General features: G+C 69.3%; 22 protein-coding genes. 11 read left to right on the forward strand and 11 right to left on the reverse strand.

Annotated features, from left to right (window positions below; genetic code table 11):
- The first annotated feature begins 88 nt into the window (after positions 1 to 88).
- The 3 genes from ACIHAO_RS26935 to ACIHAO_RS26945 all read left to right on the forward strand — a co-directional run bounded on the left by ACIHAO_RS26935 (position 89) and on the right by ACIHAO_RS26945 (position 1470).
- A complete protein-coding gene (locus tag ACIHAO_RS26935; protein ID WP_396562304.1) occupies positions 89 to 433 on the forward strand; it encodes a hypothetical protein in 345 nt (114 codons plus the stop codon).
- Positions 434 to 492: 59 nt separating this feature from the next.
- Positions 493 to 1254, forward strand: coding sequence for a nucleotidyltransferase domain-containing protein (locus ACIHAO_RS26940; protein ID WP_396562306.1), 762 nt, complete (start codon positions 493 to 495; stop codon positions 1252 to 1254).
- A gap of 90 nt (positions 1255 to 1344) precedes the next feature.
- Complete coding sequence (locus ACIHAO_RS26945) at positions 1345 to 1470, forward strand: hypothetical protein (RefSeq protein WP_007031507.1); 126 nt, start codon at positions 1345 to 1347, stop codon at positions 1468 to 1470.
- Between the two features lie 500 nt (positions 1471 to 1970).
- Here the strand turns inward: ACIHAO_RS26945 and ACIHAO_RS26950 are convergent, their stop codons facing one another.
- Complete coding sequence (locus ACIHAO_RS26950; RefSeq protein ID WP_396562308.1) at positions 1971 to 2150, reverse strand: hypothetical protein; 180 nt, start codon at positions 2148 to 2150, stop codon at positions 1971 to 1973.
- A 77-nt stretch (positions 2151 to 2227) separates the two neighbouring features.
- Positions 2228 to 2833: an HSP18 transcriptional regulator gene (locus ACIHAO_RS26955; RefSeq protein WP_396562310.1), complete on the reverse strand. Its 606-nt coding sequence runs from the start codon at positions 2831 to 2833 to the stop codon at positions 2228 to 2230.
- Between the two features lie 117 nt (positions 2834 to 2950).
- Between ACIHAO_RS26955 and ACIHAO_RS26960 the strand changes: the two genes are divergently transcribed.
- The 3 genes from ACIHAO_RS26960 to ACIHAO_RS26970 all read left to right on the forward strand — a co-directional run bounded on the left by ACIHAO_RS26960 (position 2951) and on the right by ACIHAO_RS26970 (position 4815).
- Positions 2951 to 3391: an Hsp20/alpha crystallin family protein gene (locus ACIHAO_RS26960; protein WP_396562312.1), complete on the forward strand. Its 441-nt coding sequence runs from the start codon at positions 2951 to 2953 to the stop codon at positions 3389 to 3391.
- A 79-nt stretch (positions 3392 to 3470) separates the two neighbouring features.
- The gene (locus ACIHAO_RS26965; RefSeq protein WP_396562403.1) at positions 3471 to 3851 is read left to right on the forward strand and encodes a DUF6292 family protein; all 381 of its coding nucleotides are present in this window, start codon (positions 3471 to 3473) and stop codon (positions 3849 to 3851) included.
- Between the two features lie 214 nt (positions 3852 to 4065).
- Complete coding sequence (locus tag ACIHAO_RS26970) at positions 4066 to 4815, forward strand: decarboxylase (protein ID WP_396562314.1); 750 nt, start codon at positions 4066 to 4068, stop codon at positions 4813 to 4815.
- Here the strand turns inward: ACIHAO_RS26970 and ACIHAO_RS26975 are convergent.
- Positions 4805 to 5662 (reverse strand): SigB/SigF/SigG family RNA polymerase sigma factor, encoded by an 858-nt coding sequence (locus ACIHAO_RS26975; protein WP_396562316.1) that lies wholly within the window; start codon positions 5660 to 5662, stop codon positions 4805 to 4807. The two genes, ACIHAO_RS26970 and ACIHAO_RS26975, sit on opposite strands and share 11 nt — an antisense overlap.
- A gap of 171 nt (positions 5663 to 5833) precedes the next feature.
- Here ACIHAO_RS26975 and ACIHAO_RS26980 point away from each other — a divergent pair, with 171 nt between their 5' ends.
- Both ACIHAO_RS26980 and ACIHAO_RS26985 read left to right on the forward strand, forming a co-directional pair.
- On the forward strand, positions 5834 to 6166 hold the full coding sequence (locus tag ACIHAO_RS26980) for a plasmid stabilization protein (protein ID WP_396562318.1): 333 nt from the start codon (positions 5834 to 5836) through the stop codon (positions 6164 to 6166).
- An 11-nt stretch (positions 6167 to 6177) separates the two neighbouring features.
- The gene (locus ACIHAO_RS26985) at positions 6178 to 7620 is read left to right on the forward strand and encodes an aminotransferase class I/II-fold pyridoxal phosphate-dependent enzyme (protein WP_396562320.1); all 1443 of its coding nucleotides are present in this window, start codon (positions 6178 to 6180) and stop codon (positions 7618 to 7620) included.
- A gap of 10 nt (positions 7621 to 7630) precedes the next feature.
- Here ACIHAO_RS26985 and ACIHAO_RS26990 read toward each other — a convergent pair whose 3' ends face one another.
- The gene (locus ACIHAO_RS26990) at positions 7631 to 7981 is read right to left on the reverse strand and encodes an STAS domain-containing protein (RefSeq protein ID WP_396562322.1); all 351 of its coding nucleotides are present in this window, start codon (positions 7979 to 7981) and stop codon (positions 7631 to 7633) included.
- A 47-nt stretch (positions 7982 to 8028) separates the two neighbouring features.
- Positions 8029 to 8580, reverse strand: coding sequence for a hemerythrin domain-containing protein (locus tag ACIHAO_RS26995; RefSeq protein WP_396562324.1), 552 nt, complete (start codon positions 8578 to 8580; stop codon positions 8029 to 8031).
- 91 nt (positions 8581 to 8671) lie between these two features.
- On the opposite strand from ACIHAO_RS26995, the gene ACIHAO_RS27000 reads away from it, so the two are divergent.
- Together ACIHAO_RS27000 and ACIHAO_RS27005 are read left to right on the forward strand one after the other, a co-directional pair.
- Positions 8672 to 9049 carry a VOC family protein gene (locus ACIHAO_RS27000; protein ID WP_396562326.1) on the forward strand — a complete coding sequence of 126 codons (378 nt, stop codon included), beginning with the start codon at positions 8672 to 8674 and terminating at the stop codon, positions 9047 to 9049.
- Positions 9050 to 9134: 85 nt separating this feature from the next.
- Positions 9135 to 9917 carry a GAF and ANTAR domain-containing protein gene (locus ACIHAO_RS27005; protein ID WP_396562328.1) on the forward strand — a complete coding sequence of 261 codons (783 nt, stop codon included), beginning with the start codon at positions 9135 to 9137 and terminating at the stop codon, positions 9915 to 9917.
- Positions 9918 to 9991: 74 nt separating this feature from the next.
- Here ACIHAO_RS27005 and katG read toward each other — a convergent pair whose 3' ends face one another.
- Both katG and ACIHAO_RS27015 read right to left on the reverse strand, forming a co-directional pair.
- Complete coding sequence (gene katG, locus ACIHAO_RS27010) at positions 9992 to 12226, reverse strand: catalase/peroxidase HPI (RefSeq protein WP_396562330.1); 2235 nt, start codon at positions 12224 to 12226, stop codon at positions 9992 to 9994.
- A gap of 25 nt (positions 12227 to 12251) precedes the next feature.
- Entirely contained in the window at positions 12252 to 12677 is a 426-nt protein-coding gene (locus ACIHAO_RS27015) for a Fur family transcriptional regulator (protein WP_396562332.1), read from the reverse strand.
- 126 nt (positions 12678 to 12803) lie between these two features.
- Here ACIHAO_RS27015 and ACIHAO_RS27020 point away from each other — a divergent pair, with 126 nt between their 5' ends.
- The gene (locus tag ACIHAO_RS27020) at positions 12804 to 13859 is read left to right on the forward strand and encodes a hypothetical protein (RefSeq protein WP_396562334.1); all 1056 of its coding nucleotides are present in this window, start codon (positions 12804 to 12806) and stop codon (positions 13857 to 13859) included.
- Here the strand turns inward: ACIHAO_RS27020 and ACIHAO_RS27025 are convergent.
- The 4 genes from ACIHAO_RS27025 to ACIHAO_RS27040 are packed head-to-tail and all read right to left on the reverse strand — an operon-like array spanning position 13742 to position 18490.
- Complete coding sequence (locus ACIHAO_RS27025) at positions 13742 to 15124, reverse strand: MATE family efflux transporter (RefSeq protein WP_396562336.1); 1383 nt, start codon at positions 15122 to 15124, stop codon at positions 13742 to 13744. The two genes, ACIHAO_RS27020 and ACIHAO_RS27025, sit on opposite strands and share 118 nt — an antisense overlap.
- Entirely contained in the window at positions 15121 to 16173 is a 1053-nt protein-coding gene (locus ACIHAO_RS27030; RefSeq protein ID WP_396562338.1) for a PLP-dependent cysteine synthase family protein, read from the reverse strand. Before ACIHAO_RS27030 ends, ACIHAO_RS27025 begins: the two co-directional genes overlap by 4 nt.
- Positions 16170 to 17516: an alanine racemase gene (locus ACIHAO_RS27035; protein ID WP_396562340.1), complete on the reverse strand. Its 1347-nt coding sequence runs from the start codon at positions 17514 to 17516 to the stop codon at positions 16170 to 16172. The genes ACIHAO_RS27030 and ACIHAO_RS27035 overlap by 4 nt, the downstream gene beginning before the upstream one ends.
- The gene (locus ACIHAO_RS27040) at positions 17507 to 18490 is read right to left on the reverse strand and encodes an ornithine cyclodeaminase (RefSeq protein ID WP_396562342.1); all 984 of its coding nucleotides are present in this window, start codon (positions 18488 to 18490) and stop codon (positions 17507 to 17509) included. Before ACIHAO_RS27040 ends, ACIHAO_RS27035 begins: the two co-directional genes overlap by 10 nt.
- Between the last annotated feature and the right edge of the window lie 45 nt (positions 18491 to 18535).

An 18535-nucleotide genomic window follows, 5' to 3' on the forward strand; every position in this document is an offset into this window, starting at 1 on the left:
CGGACTTCGGTCCGGGCACCATCAAGCTCCCGAAATACCGGTACCGTGAGGTGACCGTGCCCGACCGGACCCGACGGGGAGCGATCCGATGCCAGAACCGGTCCTCATTTCTCTCGCCGCAGCTCTCGCGGCCCGATCCGTGGTCGGTTTGTACAAGCTGGTGAAGGAAAAATTCTCCGAAGACCCCGCGGCGACGGCGGCACTCGAAGCCGCCGAAGGCGCCGCGGAGGATTCCGCGGAAGTGCGCGCGCTCGCGACGCGGCTGTCCACGGCCGAAGCCGAAGACCCCGAATTCGCGGAGCGGCTTCACCGCGAGTGGGACAAGGCCGGCGGGAACAGGGCCGAGACCGGCGGCGTGGTGAACACGGTCTCGGGCACGGTTTCCGGGAAGGTCGTGCAGGCCCGCGACATCCACGGGAACATCTCGTTCTGACCCGGGGCCACGGAAAACGCGTCGCGTCCGCCTTGGCGCGTCACTAAGATCATCGCGCGATGAACGACGAGACCTTTCTCGCCCACGTGGCGGACGGCCTGGCCGCGTTGCCCGCCGTGCACGCCGTCACGCTCGGCGGATCACGCGCCCAGGAAACCCACAACCCCGGCAGCGACTGGGATTTCGCCGTCTACTACCGCGGTGGTTTCGACCCGGCGGAGCTGCGCGCCCTCGGCTGGGAGGGCGAGGTCTCCGAGGTCGGCGCCTGGGGCGGCGGCGTGTTCAACGGCGGCGCCTGGCTCACGATCGACGGCAGGCAGGTCGACGTCCACTACCGCGACCTCGACGCCGTCGAGCGGCACCTCGCCGAAGCACGGGAAGGGAAGTTCCACTGGGAGCCGCTGATGTTCCATCTCGCGGGCGTCCCCAGTTACCTGCCGGTCGCCGAACTCGCCGTCAACCGTGTGCTGCGCGGCGATCTACCGCGGCCAAGCTACCCGGAAGCGTTGCGGGAAACGGCTCCGGCGATGTGGCGGGGCCGCGCGGAACTGACGCTGCGCTACACCCGCGGCGCCTTCGTCCCACGCGGGCAGGCCACCGAGGTCGCCGGTGCGCTGGCCACCGCCGCCATGGAGACGGCGCACGCGGTCCTCGCGGTCCGCGGCGAGTGGGTCACCAACGAGAAACGGCTGTTGCGGCGGGCGGGTCTGCGCGAGGTCGACGCGATCATCGCCGGTCTGCGGGCGGACGCGAATGTCCTCGCCAAGGCTGTCGACGAGGCGGAGACCCTGTTCCGCGCGGTGGATTCCGCCGCCGGGTAGCTGCGACCGTCCTGTGGCGCGTGTCACGGAATGACCGGCGATCTTCAGCGCTACAGAGAGGTGAGACCCGTTCCGTACCAAGGGAGTGACATGTCCGCCACCGCCACACCGGAAGAGACCGCTCTGGCCGTCCCCGCCCTCGACGACTTCGACTTCCCGCTCACCGACGGTGCCGCTTGCCGCATCGACGACCCGGACTGCGAAGCCTGCCAGTAAGCCGCCTGCCGATTCTCACGCGGTGAAGGACGCTTTGCCCGCGTGTGACGCGGGGCCCCGGCAAAGTCGAGATCTTCAGGTCAGGCGACTATTCCTGCACTGTCGCGGGGCCGCATGTGCCGGTGGTGGAGCTTGATTCTGGGCGCAGGAGGGGCTTCAGTGTCCACAAGGGACACCGCCAGGCGATTGCGCGTCCGATTGATGCCGCTATGTGCGGTTCTGCGGGGGGGTCGTGAGTGGCAACGAGAGTTAGAACAACAAAATCACTCACGGCCCCTTCGCGAAACCGCGCAAATCACCCAAACCGGGCACATTCGCCTCGCAAAGGGTCCCTTGTGGACAGTCAAAAGCCGGGTGAGGCTCCTTGCGGGAGCCCGCTCCAGTCGGGTCCACCGCGACACGTTCGCCTTGTCCCGCTCCAGCGGCGGAGCCGACCAGCAGTTAGGCGACTTTGCCGGGTCCCGGCATGTGACGCGGGGAAAGCGTCCTTCGACCCGGACTCAGTTCACCCGCCCGTCGACGGCCGCCACGATCAGCGCGGCGCACCGCTTGACGGGCAGACGCCGTTCCCGCGCCATCGTCTCGAGGGCGGCACGGGCGGCCTGCCCACGTAATCCTTGGGTGGCAAGCACTTTCAGCGCCAGGCTGATGACGTCGGCGGAAGGTGGCGCTTCAGGCATGAGGGACCTCCGGCTCGCTCGGCAGACAGGCGACCGGCCACGGGTACCCGCTCCTGACCGCGTTCACACCTCCCGTTTCACCGCGAAGACCGCCGGTCGTGGACGGCGTCCCGCCGGACCTGCTCGGCGTGCACACCGATCTCCCCGAGCCGTTCGGCGAATCCGGTGTGCTCGCGGGGAAGCTGCGCGCGCAGGTCGGCCAGCGGCGCCAGCAGACCGGTGACGTCGTCTTCGCCGAGCACCGCGCTCACCCGGTCCGCGCTTTCCCTCGCCCTGGCGTTCAGCCCGTCCAGCGCGCCGGCCTGGCCGGCCAGCTGCCGCAGGATCGCCGAGTTGCGCCGGGCCCACTCCGCCACCGCGCGATCACCCGCCCGCCGATCGCGCTCCGCGTCGACCCGCGCCTCGCCGGTGTGCTCGCCGCCGGTGGACGGCCGCAACCGCAGGAACCGCCGCTCCGCCGCCTGACGGCTCGCGACCCCGAGCGCCGGGGCCAGCGCCGTCCAGCTGGTGCCGCCCTCGCGGGCGGCCGCGATCAGCTCCGGTTCCCACGCGGCCAGCTGTTCGCGCACCGTCTTCAGTGCGACCAAAGCCTCCAGGAGCCGCTCCGGTTTCGAGGCGCCGGAACGGGCCTCGGCCACGATGTCGTGCACGGAGCGCACCGTCCGAGCGGGGTCTTCGTCCATCCCTGTCATCCCATCCGTCATCCTGTCGACGACTTGGCGGTTGTCATCGTTTCGATGACATGCTACAACAGTGGTGCGTGTTGACACCAGAGACAACGAGCCAGGAGGTGGAACCCGATGTTGATGCGCACCGACCCGTTCCGTGAGCTGGACCGGTTCACCCAGCAGATGTTCGGCGCCACGACGCCCGGAACGTGGTCCAAGCCGGCCACGATGCCGATGGACGCGTACCGCGACGGTGACGAATTCGTCGTCTGCTTCGACCTTCCCGGTGTCGCCGCCGACGCGATCGAGCTGGACGTCGAGCGCAACGTCCTGACGGTCAAGGCGGAGCGGCGGCCTGCCCCGGGTAAAGACGTCCAGATGCAGGTTTCCGAACGCCCGCTGGGTGTCTTCTCCCGTCAGTTGTTCCTCGGCGACGCCCTCGACACCGACCGCGTCGCCGCCGGGTACGAGGCCGGCGTGCTGACCTTGCGCATCCCGATCGCCGAGAAGGCCAAGCCGCGGCGCATCGAAATCAAGGGCGCCGAGTCCGACCGCAAGGAGATCCAGGCCTGAGTGTCCCTTCCGGTGCGGGGCCCGTTCGGGCCCCGCACCGGCGGAGACCGGGGAAGAAAGGAAGTCCTCGTTGCTCACCATGCCTGTCCGGCACCCCCACACCCGCGAAGCCGTGTGGGGCTACCTCGCCGACGTCACGAAGGCCCTCGGCGTCGGCCTCGAGTCCTGCACCGTCGACCACGACAGCCCGGTCTCGGCCTACGTGGCGCTCGACGGACGCCTCCCCACCCATCCAGAACGCGACGTGGCCCTGCTGTGGGACGAAATCCACGGCTGGGCCGTGGCGATCGAGACCCATTCCGGCGAAGACCTCATCGTGCTCCGTTATCTGGGCGGGGACACCGCCACCCCGGAGCCCGCCAGGGTCGCGCGCTTCGTCAAGGCCGTACGCGAAGACGACCACCGCTTCGGACAACTCACCCCACCGGATTTCGGCACGCTCTCCGCCATCCACGAGTGACCGCGGCTCGCGTCGGGTACCTCCGAAGGGCTTAGGCCGTGTCCTCCAAGTATCGCCGGGTGTGCTGACCCGCGAAAAGGGAGCGGGGGACCTTGGGTATCGCGGGAGGGGCGTGTGGATTTCGGTGCGTTGGATGACCTGAAATCCGCACGGTCACCGGAGGGGGACCGCGAACATGGCTCGCAGGACACGGCTTCGACCCGGAAGGAGTGCCGTGACCAGGATCGGCCTGTTGTACCCGACGCGAAACTGCGGCGAGGACGATTTCCTCGCACTGGCGGCGAAACTGGATCCGGACCTCGTCGTGGACTTCGCGTACGTCCCGTGGGGAGAGAAGATCGGCCGGGTCGACGACCTCGACCCGGCCGGGAAACACGAAGCCGTCCGCGAACTCGGGGCGCCGGACCGGCTTTCGGCCGCCGCGCGGTTCGACACGACACCGCGGGTCGTCAGCTGGGCCTGCTCCAGTTGCAGTTTCACGCGCGGCCTCGAAGGAGCGCTCGAACAGAGCCGCGTACTCGGTGAGCGGCTCGGCGTGCCCGCGCGCAGCACTTCCTTGGCGTACCTCACCGCGCTCGCCCATCTCGGCGCCGATCGCGTCGCGCTCGCCTCGGTCTATCACCGCGACACGACCGCGACTTTCGTGGACTTCCTCGCCGAAGCGGGAGTCACCACCGTTCACTCGGTCTCCGCCGACGCCCCCTCGGACCGCGCCCTCGCCACCTGGGATCGCGGGCGGATCACGGAACTCGTGGTCGCGGCCGACCATGCCGAGGCCGAAGCGGTGTTGATCCCCGAAACCGCCCTGCATACGGCACCGCTGCTCGAAGAACTCGAAACCGGGCTCGGCAAACCCGTGCTGACGGCCACCGCGGTCACTCTCTGGGATTCCTTGCACGCACTGGGCACACCGCCGATCCGGCCGGGGCTCGGGAAGCTGTTCGGGGCGGCCTCTACGCCTTGAGCCTGCCGCGCAACTCGTGCAGCGTCTTCGTGAGCAGACGGGAGACGTGCATTTGGGAGATCCCGACGCGCTCGGCGATCTGAGACTGGGTCAGCCCGTCGAAGAACCGCATCGCGAGGATCGCCCGTTCGCGTTCCGGCAGCTTTTCGAGCAGGGGGACCACGGTGTGCCGGTCCTCGATGTGCTCGAACCGGGAATCCAGCTCCCCCACCACGTCAGACAGGGGAAGCGAGCCCTCGCCGTCGTTGACCGGCCGGTCCAGTGACGAGGTCTGGTAGCTGTTCGCGGCGAGCAAGCCTTCTCGGACGGTGTCGACGTCCAGGTCGAGGTGACCGGCGAGTTCGGTGGGGGTCGGCGCGCGGCCGAGGGTCTGGGTCAGCTCCGTGGTCGCCCGCGAAAGCCGGGTGCGCAGCTCCTGCATTCCGCGCGGGACGTGCACCGCCCAGCCGGTGTCACGGAAGAACCGCCGCACCTCGCCCATGACCGTCGGCACCGCGAAGGCGAGGAAATCCCCGCCCATCCCGGGATCGAACCGGTCGACGGCCTTCATCAGCCCGATCCGCGCCACCTGGACCAGGTCTTCCTTCGGCTGGCCTCGTCCGCTGAAGCGGGCGGCGATGTGCTCGGCTATCGGCAGGAGTTCGAGGATGAGGCGTTCGCGCAGACGGCGCCGATCCGGGTGACCGTCGGGCAAAAAGGCCATCTCGTCGAACAAGGGGCGGCAATGCGAATAGTCGTCCTTCCGCGCCCTGCCGCTTCGGCGGTCACGCGGGGACGGCACCACTTGGTCCCGCTCTTCCCGCAGGAAGGAGTGGCTGAGGTCTTCCATGAGCGACGACGCGTTCATCAAAGTCACATTCGTCCCTTGTGGACTGGCATGGGTCGCTCCCCTCGTCTTCCCCGGATTACCCGGCAGGCGGACACGACAAACATCGACCGCCCTGACCTGGACGGGTGATCTCACGATTCGCCCGCGATCCGAAGGGGTATTCGCAGGTCACGAACCCAAGGAGGAGCCGTGCCTGAACAGAGCTGGAGCGACAAACGCGAACGTCAGTACGAGCACATCAAGTCCTCTCAGAAGAAACGCGGCGCGAGCACCGACCGCGCCGAGGAGATCGCCGCGCGCACGGTCAACAAGAACCGCGCGCAATCCGGTGAATCCAAGACCGCGAGCAAGAGTTCGATCAGGGACACCTCACCGCAGAAGCGCGGCGGCCAGCGGTCCGGCAACCGGAAGGGCCCCGGCGGACCGACCAAGGACCAGCTCTACAACGAGGCGAAGAAGCGCAACATCAAGGGCCGCTCGAACATGAGCAAGAAGGAACTGCAGAACGCCCTCGGCCGCTGATCGGAGGCAGGATGGACCACTCGCGCGCACCGGTGCTGGAAGCCATCGACGCCTACCGCCGCGCGGGTGGGCTGGCGTTCACCCCGCCGGGGCACAAACAGGGGCGCGGCGCGGATCCGCGGGTGCTTGACCTGCTCGGCAGGGACGCGTTCGCGTCGGATCTGCTGACCCTCAACGGTTTGGACGACCGCAGGATGTCGCGCGGCATCCTCTCGAAGGCTCAGGCCCTGATGGCCGACGCGGTGGACGCGGAACACACTTTCTTCTCCACCTGCGGAAGTTCGCTCTCGGTGAAGAGCGCCATGCTCGCCATCGCCGGCCCCGGTGAACGGATCCTGGTGTCCCGCAACGCCCACAAGTCGGTCGTGGCCGGGCTGGTGATCAGTGGCGTGCACCCGGTCTGGGTCCGGCCCCGGTACGACGAGGAGCACCACCTGGCGCATCCTCCCGGCCCGGAAGAGACCAGGGCCGCACTGGCGGACGCACCCCAGGTCAAAGGCATGCTGCTGATCACCCCGACCGACTACGGCACCTGCGCCGACATCCGAGGTGTCGCCCGTGCCTGCCATGACGTGGACAAACCGCTGATAGTGGACGAAGCGTGGGGTGCGCACTACCCGTTCCACGACGACCTGCCGACCTGGGCCATGGACGGTGAAGCCGACCTGTGCGTCACGAGCACGCACAAGATGGGCGGCGGCCTCGAGCAGGCCTCGGTGTTCCACCTGCGCGGTGACCGGATTTCGCCGGACCTGCTCAAGTCGAGGGAAGACCTCCTCGGCACCACGAGCACTTCCGCCCTGCTGTACGCCTCCCTCGACGGCTGGCGCAGGCAGATGGTCGAGCACGGTTCAAGGCTCCTGGGCGAAGCGCTGGCCCTGGCCGCCCGGGTACGCGAGGAGGTCGAACGCATCCCCGGCCTGCACGCCATGGCGGACGAGTTCTACCCGCCGGCCTTCGAACACGACCCGCTCAAGATCGTGATCGACGTCGCAGGCCTCGGCATCACCGGCTACCAGGCGGCCGACCATCTCGCCGAACGCCATCTGCACGCCGGCCTGTCCGACCACCGGCGGATCGCGGTGCAGATCACCCACGCCGACGACGAAGACACGGTCTCCGCCCTGCTGGACGGCTTGCGCGGACTGGTCGACCACGACTTCGAGCGGCGGCCGCCGGTCGACCTGCCGTCCGCCGCCGAACTGACGCTGGAAATGCGGATGCTGCCCCGTGACGCGTTCTTCGCCGAAGCCGAACACATACCGCTGGACAAGGCCGAGGGACGCGTCAGCGCGGAGATGATCAGCCCCTATCCGCCCGGGGTCCCGGCGATCGCTCCCGGCGAGGTGTTCACCGACGCGATCGTGGACTACCTCCACACCGGTGTCCGGACGGGCATGTTCATCTACGACGCCGCGGATCCGGAGCTGGGCACGGTACGCGTCGTCACCTGACCCCAAACACTCACGCCCCGGGCGTGACCACCTTCAGCGTCGGCAGCAGCCCGGTGAGCTCAAGAGCGCGGAGCAGGACCTTGGACGGCGCCAGACTCAGGTCGATACCGGCCTCCGCGCACTGACGGTTCGCCTGCACCAGCACGGAAAGGCCCGACGAGTCGCAGAAGCTGACTCTGGTCAGGTCGAGTACCACGGCTGCGGGACGGCGCTCCAGCAACGCCTGGAGCTCGGCCCGGAGCCGCGTGCTGGTCGCGATGTCGATGTCACCCGCCACCTCGACGGTGAGCGCGTCTTCAGAGCGCACCGTCTCGGCCACGACGAGGGGAGCGGCCTGCCCGGCTTCGGTGTCGATCGCCATGCATCGACGGTAAAAGGGCTCGGTCCGGACCGCAACCGTCGTCTCCCTCAGGACGACTGGACGACCTGCCGCGTGATCTCGTCCTTGCTCATCTTCGAAGCGCCCGTCACACCCGCGTTTCGCGCCTGGGTCAGGAGTTCTTCCTTCGTGGCCTCGCCAGGGCGGTCGCCGAGGTGCGAAGTGCGGCTTGTCACAAAGGCTTCACCGAGCTCGCGCCGCCGTGCCTCGTTCAGTTCGCGCCGCATCTTGGGCAGGACGGTGGATTCCTCTTCCTTCACGTGATGCGTGACGGCCTCGACGAGGTCGGAAAGCACCTTGTCGAACTGTTTCGACCGGGGATCGGTGTCGTTCAGCTTCACCAGCAGTTGCTCGGCTTCGGCGTGTTCCTTCTGACCGTGCGCGACCTCGTCGGACTCGTCCGCCTCGCCTTTGGCTGCCGGGTACACCTCGGCCTCCTCGGCCCGGCTGTGCGCGGTGAGCAGCGACGAAAGCACCGGGACGAGCAGTACTCGTTTCTCCGGATGCCGTTCGAGTTCGCCGAACAGCCGCTCCACCTCGCGATGGTCCTGCATGATCAAGTCCACTACGTCGCCCGCCACAGCCGCCTCCTCGGTCCGGGATCACTTCGACGCCACCGGGTACCCACACTGAGCCGATTCATTCCTCTTGGCGCCGGGATATCCTCACCGCATGGCTTGCCGTATCACCGAACTCATCCTCGACTGCGCCGATCCGGTCCGGATGGCGGCGTTCTGGTGCGAAGTGCTCGGGTACGTCGAAATCGGCAAGGAAGGCGACGACATCGAGATCGGCCCGCCGGGGACCGGCTTCGGCGGCCCTCAGCCCACGTTGATCCTGAGCCGCAGCGACGATCCGAAACCCGGCAAACTCCCCCTGCACATCGACGTGAACCCCACCGACCGTGATCAGGAGGCGGAACTGGAGCGGCTGCTCGCCGCGGGGGCGGTGCCCGCCGACGTCGGCCAGACGGGGGAAGAGTCGTGGCACGTGCTCGCCGACCCCGAAGGCAACGTGTTCTGTCTCCTCCGCAGGCGGGTCGACCCCTGAGGCACTGTCCACATCGGACTTTCGATTGGCGGAGGACACGACGGGGTACCCGAAAGGGACCTCGAACCCGACTGGATGGTCAGTGATGGCGGACGAACGACTGTGGCAGCGCGACAAGGCCGGATTCGGCTCCGCCGAGGACTTCTCGGCAGGCCCGCTGGCCGAGCAGTTCGCCGAGCTCACGCGTCTGCTGCTGTCCGCGTCGACACCCGCCCAGGTCCTCGAGCAGATCGTCGACGCCGCGTACCGGGTGGTCCCTGGCGCGGATCTGGTGTCGGTCACCCTCCGTGCCCCGGACGGGACCTTCCACACGCCGGTCTTGACCGGTGAGGTGGCGATGGAACTCGACGAGGTGCAGTACCGCGCCGGGACCGGGCCCTGCGTCGACGCCGCGGACAGCGAATGCCCCGGTCACGTCCGCAGCGACGACCTGGCGTCCGAGAAGCGGTGGCCGGACTTCTCCCGGGCCGCCGCGGCGCACGGGTACACCGCGATCCTGTCCACCGTGCTGGTTCCCCACGCGGCTCCGCCGAAGCTGCCCGGGGCGCTGAACATCTACAGCCGCCGCCCCGACGCCCTCGACGCCGTCGCGGAGGACACCGCGTTGCTGCTGGCCACTCACGGCTCACTCGCCTTGGCCAGCACCAACGCCGTGAGCCGGATGGAGCTGGAAGCACACCACCTTCGCCTGGCCGTCGAATCGCGCGACGTCATCGGGCAGGCGAAGGGCATCCTCATGCAACGACGCGGCCTGACCGCCGACGAGGCCTTCGACGTGCTGCGCCGCACCTCTCAGGACCTCAACGTCAAACTCGCCGAACTCGCCCGCACCCTCGCCACCCGGCACACCGAACTCGACCTCCCCTGAAGCGCGTGAAGGCCCCCTTCCCTCGGCTGAGCCGAGGGAAGGGGGCCTTCACGCGCAAACGGCGGACCCGCTGATCAGGCGAGGTCGAACCGGTCCAGCTCCATGACCTTGGTCCAGGCGGCCGCGAAGTCGGCGGCGAACCGTTCGCGCGCGGCCTGGCCCGCGTAGACCTCGGACAGCGCCCGCAACTGGGAGTTGGAGCCGAAGACGAGGTCGACGGCGGTGGCCGTCCACTTCACCGCGTCCGTGGCGACGTCACGGATCTCGTAGACGTTCTCCTCGGCCTCCGACACCTTCCACCGGGTGCCCGGCGAGAGGAGGTTGGTGAAGAAGTCGTTGGTGAGCACGCCGGGCCGGTCGGTGAGGACACCGTGCCGGGTGCCGCCGGTGTTGATCCCGAGTGAACGCAGGCCGCCGACGAGGACGGTCATCTCGGGGGCGGTCAGGTCGAGCATGTAGGCGCGCTCGACGAGCAGGACCTCCGGCTGCAGCTTCTCCCCGGGACGCAGGTAGTTGCGGAAGCCGTCGGCGCGCGGCTCGAGCAGCGCGAACGAGTCGACGTCGGTGTCCTCCTGCGCGGCGTCGGTGCGGCCGGGGCGGAACGCCACGGTCACCTCGGTGCCGGCGTCGCGCGCGGCCTTCTCGACGGCGGCCGAGCCGGCCAGCACGATCAGGTCGGCCAGCGAGATCTTGGCGCCGCCGGCGTCGTTGAACTCGCGCTGGATGCCTTCCAGGGTCTCCAGGACACCCGCGAGCTGCTCCGGCTGGTTGACCTCCCAGCCACGCTGGGGTTCCAGGCGGATCCGGGCACCGTTGGCGCCGCCGCGCTTGTCGGTGGACCGGAAGCTCGCCGCGGAAGCCCACGCGGTGCCGACCAGCTGAGCGACCGTGAGGCCGGATTCGAGCACCTTCCGCTTGAGCGCGGCGATGTCGTCTTCGCCCACGAGTTCGTGGTCGACCTCCGGCACCGGGTCCTGCCACAGCTGCGGTTCGGGCACCCACGGTCCCAGGAAGCGGCTCACCGGGCCCATGTCACGGTGCAGGAGCTTGTACCAGGCCTTGGCGAAGGCGAGGGCGAACTCGTCCGGGTTCTCCAGGAAGCGGCGCGAGATCTTCTCGTACGCCGGGTCGACACGCAGCGCCAGATCCGTGGTGAGCATGGTCGGCTTGTGCTTCTTGGCCGGGTCGTGGGCGTCCGGGATGATCGCCTCGGCGTCCTTGGCGACGTACTGCTTCGCGCCGCCGGGGCTCGTGGTGAGCTCCCATTCGTAGCCGAAGAGGATCTCGAAGAACCGGTTGCTCCACTGCGTCGGCTTGTCGGTCCAGGTGACCTCGAGACCGCTGGTGATCGTGTCCGGGCCCTTGCCGCTGCCGTGATCGCTGAGCCAGCCGAGGCCCTGCGTCTCGATCGGGGCGGCTTCCGGCTCCGGGCCGACGTGGTCGTCGGCGATGGCCGCGCCGTGGGTCTTGCCGAAGGTGTGGCCACCGGCGATGAGCGCGACGGTCTCCTCGTCGTTCATCGCCATCCGGGCGAAGGTCTCCCGGATGAAATGGGCCGCGGCGGCCGGGTCCGCGTTGCCGCGGGGTCCCTCGGGGTTGACGTAGATGAGGCCCATCTCGGTCGCGCCGACGTCGGGCACCATCTCGGTGTCGCCGGCGTAGCGCTCGTCACCCAGCCAGGTGTCTTCCGGACCCCAGAAGATCTCCTCGGGCTCCCAGGTGTCCTCGCGGCCGAAGCCGAAACCGAACGTCTTGAAGCCCATCGACTCCAGCGCGACGTTGCCGGCGAGCACGAGCAGGTCGGCCCACGAGATCCGCTGGCCGTACTTCTCCTTGACCGGCCACAGCAGCCGCCGCGCCTTGTCGAGGTTGGCGTTGTCGGGCCAGCTGTTGAGCGGGGCGAAGCGCTGCGCGCCGTCACCGGCCCCGCCGCGGCCGTCGTGGATACGGTAGGTGCCCGCGGCGTGCCAGCTCATCCGGATCATCAGGCCGCCGTAGTGGCCGAAGTCGGCGGGCCACCAGTCCTGCGAGGTGGTGAGCACCTCGACGATGTCCCGTTTGAGGGCCTCGACATCGAGTCCGGCGAACTCGTCGGCGTAGCTGAAGCCCGCGCCGAGCGGGTTGGCTTTGGACGAGTGGGCGTGCAGCACCGAAAGGTCGAGCTGGTTGGGCCACCAGTCCTTGTTGGTGCGCGGGCGGCCGCCGGACTTCGGCGTCGGCGAGTCGATCGCCGGGTTCTCGCTCTCGCTACCGTGCGCGGTCACGGAGTCGTGGGCCACCGGGCAGCCCTTCTCCGGGGTGTCACTCATTTCTTTCCTTCCGGGGCAGGCGAATTCATCGCTGGACGGGTTCGGCCGCGCAGTCGGGGCAGACGCCCCAGTAGACGACCTCCGCCTCGTCGATCACGAAACCGTGGTCGGCGGAGGCGGTGAGGCAAGGGGTATGGCCGACGGCGCAGTCGACATCCGCGATCGCGCCACAGGACCGGCATACGACGTGGTGATGGTTGTCCCCCACCCGGGTCTCGTAGCGGGCGAGCGTGCCCGCCGGTTGGATGCGGCGGATCAGGCCGGTTTCGGTCAGCGCCCGCAGCACGTCGTAGACCGCCTGGTGCGAGACCGTCGGCAGGTCGGCCCGCACCAGCGCGATCACCGTTTCGGTGTCGACGTGCGGATGATCGCGCAGCGCGGCGAGCACGGCCAGCCGGGGCCGGGTCACGCGCAGCGAAACCGCTCGCAGCTGTGCCTCGAAGTCGGACATCACCAAGGACGATAAGAGCGTCTCTGGAACGGGTCAAATCAAGGCCACTGGGGAGTGACGGCCGGTTTCGGGGGGATCGACGCCGGGTAGCCGGTGAGCAGGCCATGACTTGCGTGAGGTGAGTTCATGACAACGACCGGAAAAGGCCAGCCGCCGGACCGCATCGAGACAGCCGACGTCGAGTGCCTCGAAAACGCGGTCGACGTCCTGCGCGCACTGGATTACCGCCAGGGTGGCGCCTTTTCCCGCGACGCGGTGCACGTCGTGAAAAGGGTCAGCCTCCTGCTTCATTGGGGCGCGGTCCCCGGCACGCTCCGGGCACGGCTGCTGACCGTGCTCGCCGATCTGCACAATCTGCTCGGCTGGACGGAATTCGACATCGGCCGCCGGATTCCGGCACGGCTCCGGTTCGACCGCGCGCTCACTCTCGCCACCGAGGCCGGGAACGACGGTCTCGTGGCCAACATCTGCTACCGCCTCGGCAGGCTGGAACTGCACCATGACGACGTCGAAGCCGGGCTGAGCCATCTCCGCCGCGGGCAGGCGGCCGCCCACCGGTCCGGTTCCGCGCGGGCGCAGGCGATCCTGACCGTCAACGAGGCGTGGGCCTTGGCGAAGGCCGGTGACGAGCGCGCCGCCCTCTCCTGCCTCTCGGAGGCGGAGTCCCGGTTCGAGCGGGCGGACACGTGGGCGGCCGCGCGGCCATGGGAAGCCTTCTTCGGCACCACGGACATGGAAGCGATGCGAGGCACCGTCCTCACCGAACTGGCTCAGACGGTCACCGCACGGCACAGTGACGAGGCGATCGCGCGGCTTCGCGAAGCGACCGGCCGCTACGGCGCGGAAATGTCCCGCAGCCTGGCGCTCACCCTGACCATGCTCGCGCAGAACCACGCGCTCCAAGGCGATTTCGACGAAGCCGTCCGCATCGGCACCGAGGCGGTGGACCTCGCGCGTGGTCTCGGCTCCGCCCGCACCAAGGACCGGCTCGCGCCGCTGGCGGAATTGCTGCGAACACACGCGGCCGATCCCGACTCCCGCGCTCTGCTCGCCCGGATCGACGCCTATCGCGCCGAACCGGTCCCGGCTCCGGCGAACCGCCGCCCGAGCAGTGCCGCGGTCGACGCGAAACCGACGCACAATCCGGCCCAGACACCCCAGCCACCCCAAGCGAACACGTAGGCGCACAGGACCATGGCCGGTACCCCGACCGCCCAGTACCCGACGAGGGTGCACCGGAGCCCGGAAACGGTGTCGCCGAGGCCGCGCAGCAGGCCGACGAGGATGTTCTGCGTTCCCTTGCTGAACTGCTGCGCGACGGCGAACACCAGCAGGGTCGACGCGGTGCCGAGCACCACCGCGTCGGCCTCGTCGTGCAGGAACGGCCACAACAACACCTGCGGTATCACCAGATACGCCAGGCTCACCACCGCCATGAAGGACCACGACAGGGTGAGCGCCTGCCGGGCGATCACCGGTGCCCGCCGTCGTTCGCCGTGGGCGACCGCGCGACTGACCAAAATGGACGATCCCTGCGACAGTCCGATGTTGACCTGGTAGACGATGTAGGCGAGCTGGTTCGCGACGTTCGACGCGGCGAGCATCGCCGGGCCGAAAGCCCCCATCAGCACCGTCGCGATCGAGGTGATCGCGGCCTCGGACCCGTAGGTGAAACAGATCGGCGTCCCGTGCCGGACGATCCGCCGGACCACCGCCGGATCCGCGCGCCAGAGCGCGAGCGACACCATGGGGCGCAGCAACGGATCCCGCCGGACGGCCGAGGCGAACACGGCGAGGGTGAAGAACTGGACCAGTGTCGTCGCCAGGCCGATCCCGGCGACGCCCAGTGACGGCAGGCCCGCCCAGCCGTAGACGAACGCGGCGTTGAGGGCGGCGTTGACCGCGATCGACACCAGCGTGACGGCGAGAAGGGAACCCGGGCGCCGCAGCCCGACGGCGAACTGGCGCAGCACGTTCAGCCACACCATGGGGAACAGCCCGCCCGCCAGCGCGAACATCATCGCACTGGCGAGTGCGGCGATCTCCGGTTTCTGGCCGAGCAAAGGCAAGGCCGTCGCGAGTCCACAGAGGACCGCCGCGCCGATCGCCGCGGTCATGGTCGCGACGAGCAGCGCCGACCGCAGGAGCGACCGGATCTCGTCCCGCGCGCGTTCGTCGAGTTCACCGGTGCCGGTGCGGAGTTCGCCCGCACCGGCGGCCGTGGCCACGAGGTTCCCGACGCCGGTGACCATGCCGACGCACATGGTGCGGATCTGGTTGTAGAGCAGGATCGCCAGCCCGCCCGCCGCCACCGCGGTCACCCCGAGCAGGCCGAGCATGGCCAGGTCGACGCTGGTGAGCGCCACCTGTGCCAGCTGGATTCCCGCGATCGGCGCGGCCAGCGCGACGAGCGCGCGGTAGCCGCGCGCGGCCACCATCGTGGTCATACGCCCACCGCCACCGGACGAGCCGTCCTGTCGCGGATGGCCACTCGCACGGACTCGGCGTAGGCGGCGAACCAGCGATCCATCCGCCGGTGGGCGAGTTCGTCGAGCACTCCCCTGGCACGCAGCCATTCGTCGTCGTAGACCGAGTCGAGGTACTTCTCGCCCGAGTCGTTGCACAGCACCACGACGATACTTCCGGCCGGATACGCGTAGAGCCGCCGGAGCGCGACCTGGATCGCGCCGCCGGTGGTCCCGCCGACCAGCACACCGGTGCGCCGCCCGACGACGCGTGCCCCGGCGAAGGCGTCGCCGTCGGACACGCGGTGGGCTTCGTCGATCACCGATCGGTCCACGTTGTCCCCGACCGGGAAACCGGCCGGGCTGCCCGCCCCGGTCTGGTGGTAGATCCCCGGCGCGCCGCCGAAGATGATCGAGCCGACGGGTTCGACCGCCACCGCGTGCGTACCCGCTCCCGCCGCGCGCAGGGCGCGGGCCGTGCCGCACAGTGAACCGCCGGTGCCGATCGCCGCGACGAGCACGTCGACGGCACCGAGCTGCTCGAGAAGTTCCCGCGCCAATCCGGTGTAGCCGTTGCCGTTCCCCGGATGGTTGTGCTGATCGGGATGGTAGGCACCGGTTTCCGCGGCGATCCGGGCCGCGACCCGCCTCCGCTGTACCGAACTGACGCCGCCGTCCGCCGGGGCCTCGACGAACACCAGTTCCGCGCCCAGCGCGCGCAGCATCCGGAGCTTTTCGCGGGCCGCGTGATGGTCGACCACGGCGGTGAACCGGTAGCCGCGTTCCAGCGCCACCAGCGCGAGCCCGTTGCCGGTGTTGCCGGAGGTGGGCTCGACGATGTGCCCGCCCGGCCGCAACCGTCCTTCGAGCTCCGCCTCGTCGATCATCTGCCTTGCCATGCGCACCTTGCACGAACCGGTCGGATTGAGGTGGTCGAGTTTGAGCAGGAGGCGCGTGCCGGTGCCGGTGCGCGCGAGCTCCAGCAGCGGCGTGTTCCCGATCAGATCGGACGCGCGCTGGACGATCGTCATCGGATCTCCTGGATCGGGTAGTCGGTGTCGACGTGCCAGTGATCGCCGTCGAGCACCACCTTCGGCGGCAGGGGAAGCTGGTGGAAACCGCTCTCGTTCTTGTCCATCTGGTAGCCGGCCGTGTTGGGGTACACGAGCAGGTCGCCGGTCCTCGGCCGGGCGGGCAGTTCCACCGCGCGCCAGGTGAGCACGTCGTACTCCATGCAGCTCGAACCCCCGACGACGGTGCGCACGTGTGTGCCGTCCGTGGCTTCCCTGCGCACGAGAAGCGGGTCTGGCAGGAATTCGCTGCCCTTCCACTGTTCGGACAGGCTCATGGACAGGCCCGCGACCGTGGTGATCAGGTGACCTTCGGCGGCTTTGCAGCCCAGCACCGGGAACACCGAGAACCCGGCGCCGTCGACGAGCGCCCGGCCCGGTTCGAGCAGCAGCTCGATCCCTGCCGCACGCAGCTGATCAGCCAGCGGCTTCCCGGCGATCTCGTGCCGCAGGATGGCGGTGACCATGGCCGCACCGGTCGGCGACTGGTGGTACGGATAGGTCCGCGCCGGGTTGCGGCCGGCGTGGAACCAGCCGTCATGCCTGCCGGACTCGAACCGCGCCCAGTCGTCGGCGTCCACATAGGACACGGCGATCCCGCCGCCGACACTGATCTTCGACGCGGGATGCCCGAGCGCGCGGGCGTCCTGGCAGAGCTCGATCAGACGCGCGGCGAGTTCCGCCCGCGGCACCGGGTCGTAGCCGTCGAGATGGAACGAGAAACCGCGCAGGACGACCGGTTCGGCACACTGCCGCACAGCAGCCTTCAAGGCGTCGGGAGCGAAGCCGAACCGGCTCTCCGGCGCGGACGGCGGCCTCACCCGCAGCAGCACCTGGGCCGTCTCCCCGAGTTCGGCGGCCATGCGCGCGACGCGTTCCAGTTCGTCGGCCGCGTCCACCGCGATGAGACAGCGATGCCGCAGGGCGAGCCAGAGGAGGCCGTCCGGTTTGGCGGCGCCGGTGACCCCGATCGCCTCCCCGCGCAGGCCGTTGCCGAGGGCGTGCACCAGTTCGGGCACACTCGCGACGTCGACGCCCGTGCCGGGCCGGACGCATTCCCGCAGCCACGCCGCCGCCTTGTTGGCCTTCTTCCCGTAGTAGACGGTGCCCTCGACGCGTTCGGCCGCGAGCGCCGCGACCATTCCCCCGAGGTTCTCGGAGAAGGTGGCCGGATGGATCACGTGGAACGGGCCGCCACCGATCCCGCGGGCGATCTCCCAGAAGGTCTCCGAGGCACGCAGCCGGTGCGCCCAGGGACGTTCGAGCGCGGGCAAGGGCGGGGACAGGGTGTCGATCAGGTCCACAGGGCCACCTCACGGCCGCGGCCCGCCGCGATGGCGCGGGCGGCCAGCGCGTGCGCCACCGGGATGTCGGTGATGATCATGCCGCTGCTGAAGGCGAACACCCGGTCTTCGTCGGCGCGACGGCCGGGCGCGCGACCGGCGAGGATGTCGGGGAGTTCGGCGTCGATGCGGAACACGCCGTCCGGACCGGCCATCCGCTGCCCGGTCACCTCGACCTGCGCGCCGTTGGTGGCCACGGTGTAGTCGGCCTCGGCGAGCGTGCCCTCCTGGACTCCCTTGCTGGCGACCGAGATCAGCAGCCCGCCCGGCGGCAGCCAGCCGAGGCGGATCTTCGGATGCGCGGCCCGGCCCGACGCGGCGACCACGATGTCGGACTCGCGCGCCGCGGCCTCCACGTCGTCGACGAGTTCGACCGCGCGGTCCGGGAACCGCTCTTCGAGTGCGGCGACGCTGTCGCGGAGACCGTCGGGATGCGTGCCGAACAGCCGCAACCGTTCGAGGTCCGGCAACGCGGTGAGCAGGTACGGCAGCGTCCGGATCCCCTGCGCGCCGGTGCCGACCATGAGCGCGGACAGCGCCCCCGGCCGGGCGCACGAACGCGCGATCAGCGCGGTGCTGGCAGGCGTGCGGGTGGCGCCGACGCGGTGGCAGTCCATGAGCGCGAACGGCAGGCCGGTCGTGTCGTCGTACAGGGTGATCGTCGTGTAGTACTTCTCGGCCGACGTGCTGCCCTGCCGGTAGCTCGTCTTGAACGCGGCCTGCTCGAGGGAGCCGTCGTAGCCGAGCATCGAGTACGCGACGGCGTCCCGAGCGGGGTCCGGCATCGGCACCATCAGCTTCGCCGGATTCCGCGAGGCTCCGGACGCGTACGCCAGATAGCCGTCTTCGACCATGGTGATCGCCTCGTCCGGCGTGAGTTCGAGGTTGTGCAGATCCGTGCGCGTGAGAATGTGCAGCGAGGGACCGGAGCTCATGAACGTTCGGCCTTTCTGGTGGACGGGGTGACAGGCGCGTCCCGG

The sequence above is a fragment of the Amycolatopsis sp. NPDC052450 genome (assembly GCF_044547565.1).
Taxonomy (GTDB): domain Bacteria; phylum Actinomycetota; class Actinomycetes; order Mycobacteriales; family Pseudonocardiaceae; genus Amycolatopsis.

Bases quoted from the DNA above. Each gene is read 5' to 3' on its own strand.
- ACIHAO_RS27030 (WP_396562338.1), bottom strand. From the start codon at position 16,173: ATGACGATCGTCCAGCGCGCGTCCGATCTGATCGGGAACACGCCGCTG.
- ACIHAO_RS26940 (WP_396562306.1), top strand. From the start codon at position 493: ATGAACGACGAGACCTTTCTCGCCCACGTGGCGGACGGCCTGGCCGCG.
- ACIHAO_RS27005 (WP_396562328.1), top strand. From the start codon at position 9,135: ATGGCGGACGAACGACTGTGGCAGCGCGACAAGGCCGGATTCGGCTCC.
- ACIHAO_RS26945 (WP_007031507.1), top strand. From the start codon at position 1,345: ATGTCCGCCACCGCCACACCGGAAGAGACCGCTCTGGCCGTCCCCGCC.
- ACIHAO_RS26960 (WP_396562312.1), top strand. From the start codon at position 2,951: ATGTTGATGCGCACCGACCCGTTCCGTGAGCTGGACCGGTTCACCCAG.
- katG (WP_396562330.1), bottom strand. From the start codon at position 12,226: ATGAGTGACACCCCGGAGAAGGGCTGCCCGGTGGCCCACGACTCCGTG.
- ACIHAO_RS26950 (WP_396562308.1), bottom strand. From the start codon at position 2,150: ATGCCTGAAGCGCCACCTTCCGCCGACGTCATCAGCCTGGCGCTGAAA.
- ACIHAO_RS26975 (WP_396562316.1), bottom strand. From the start codon at position 5,662: ATGAACGCGTCGTCGCTCATGGAAGACCTCAGCCACTCCTTCCTGCGG.
- ACIHAO_RS27000 (WP_396562326.1), top strand. From the start codon at position 8,672: ATGGCTTGCCGTATCACCGAACTCATCCTCGACTGCGCCGATCCGGTC.
- ACIHAO_RS27040 (WP_396562342.1), bottom strand. From the start codon at position 18,490: ATGAGCTCCGGTCCCTCGCTGCACATTCTCACGCGCACGGATCTGCAC.
- ACIHAO_RS26985 (WP_396562320.1), top strand. From the start codon at position 6,178: ATGGACCACTCGCGCGCACCGGTGCTGGAAGCCATCGACGCCTACCGC.
- ACIHAO_RS27025 (WP_396562336.1), bottom strand. From the start codon at position 15,124: ATGACCACGATGGTGGCCGCGCGCGGCTACCGCGCGCTCGTCGCGCTG.
- ACIHAO_RS26935 (WP_396562304.1), top strand. From the start codon at position 89: ATGCCAGAACCGGTCCTCATTTCTCTCGCCGCAGCTCTCGCGGCCCGA.
- ACIHAO_RS26965 (WP_396562403.1), top strand. From the start codon at position 3,471: ATGCCTGTCCGGCACCCCCACACCCGCGAAGCCGTGTGGGGCTACCTC.
- ACIHAO_RS26990 (WP_396562322.1), bottom strand. From the start codon at position 7,981: ATGGCGATCGACACCGAAGCCGGGCAGGCCGCTCCCCTCGTCGTGGCC.
- ACIHAO_RS26955 (WP_396562310.1), bottom strand. From the start codon at position 2,833: ATGGACGAAGACCCCGCTCGGACGGTGCGCTCCGTGCACGACATCGTG.
- ACIHAO_RS27020 (WP_396562334.1), top strand. From the start codon at position 12,804: ATGACAACGACCGGAAAAGGCCAGCCGCCGGACCGCATCGAGACAGCC.
- ACIHAO_RS27015 (WP_396562332.1), bottom strand. From the start codon at position 12,677: ATGTCCGACTTCGAGGCACAGCTGCGAGCGGTTTCGCTGCGCGTGACC.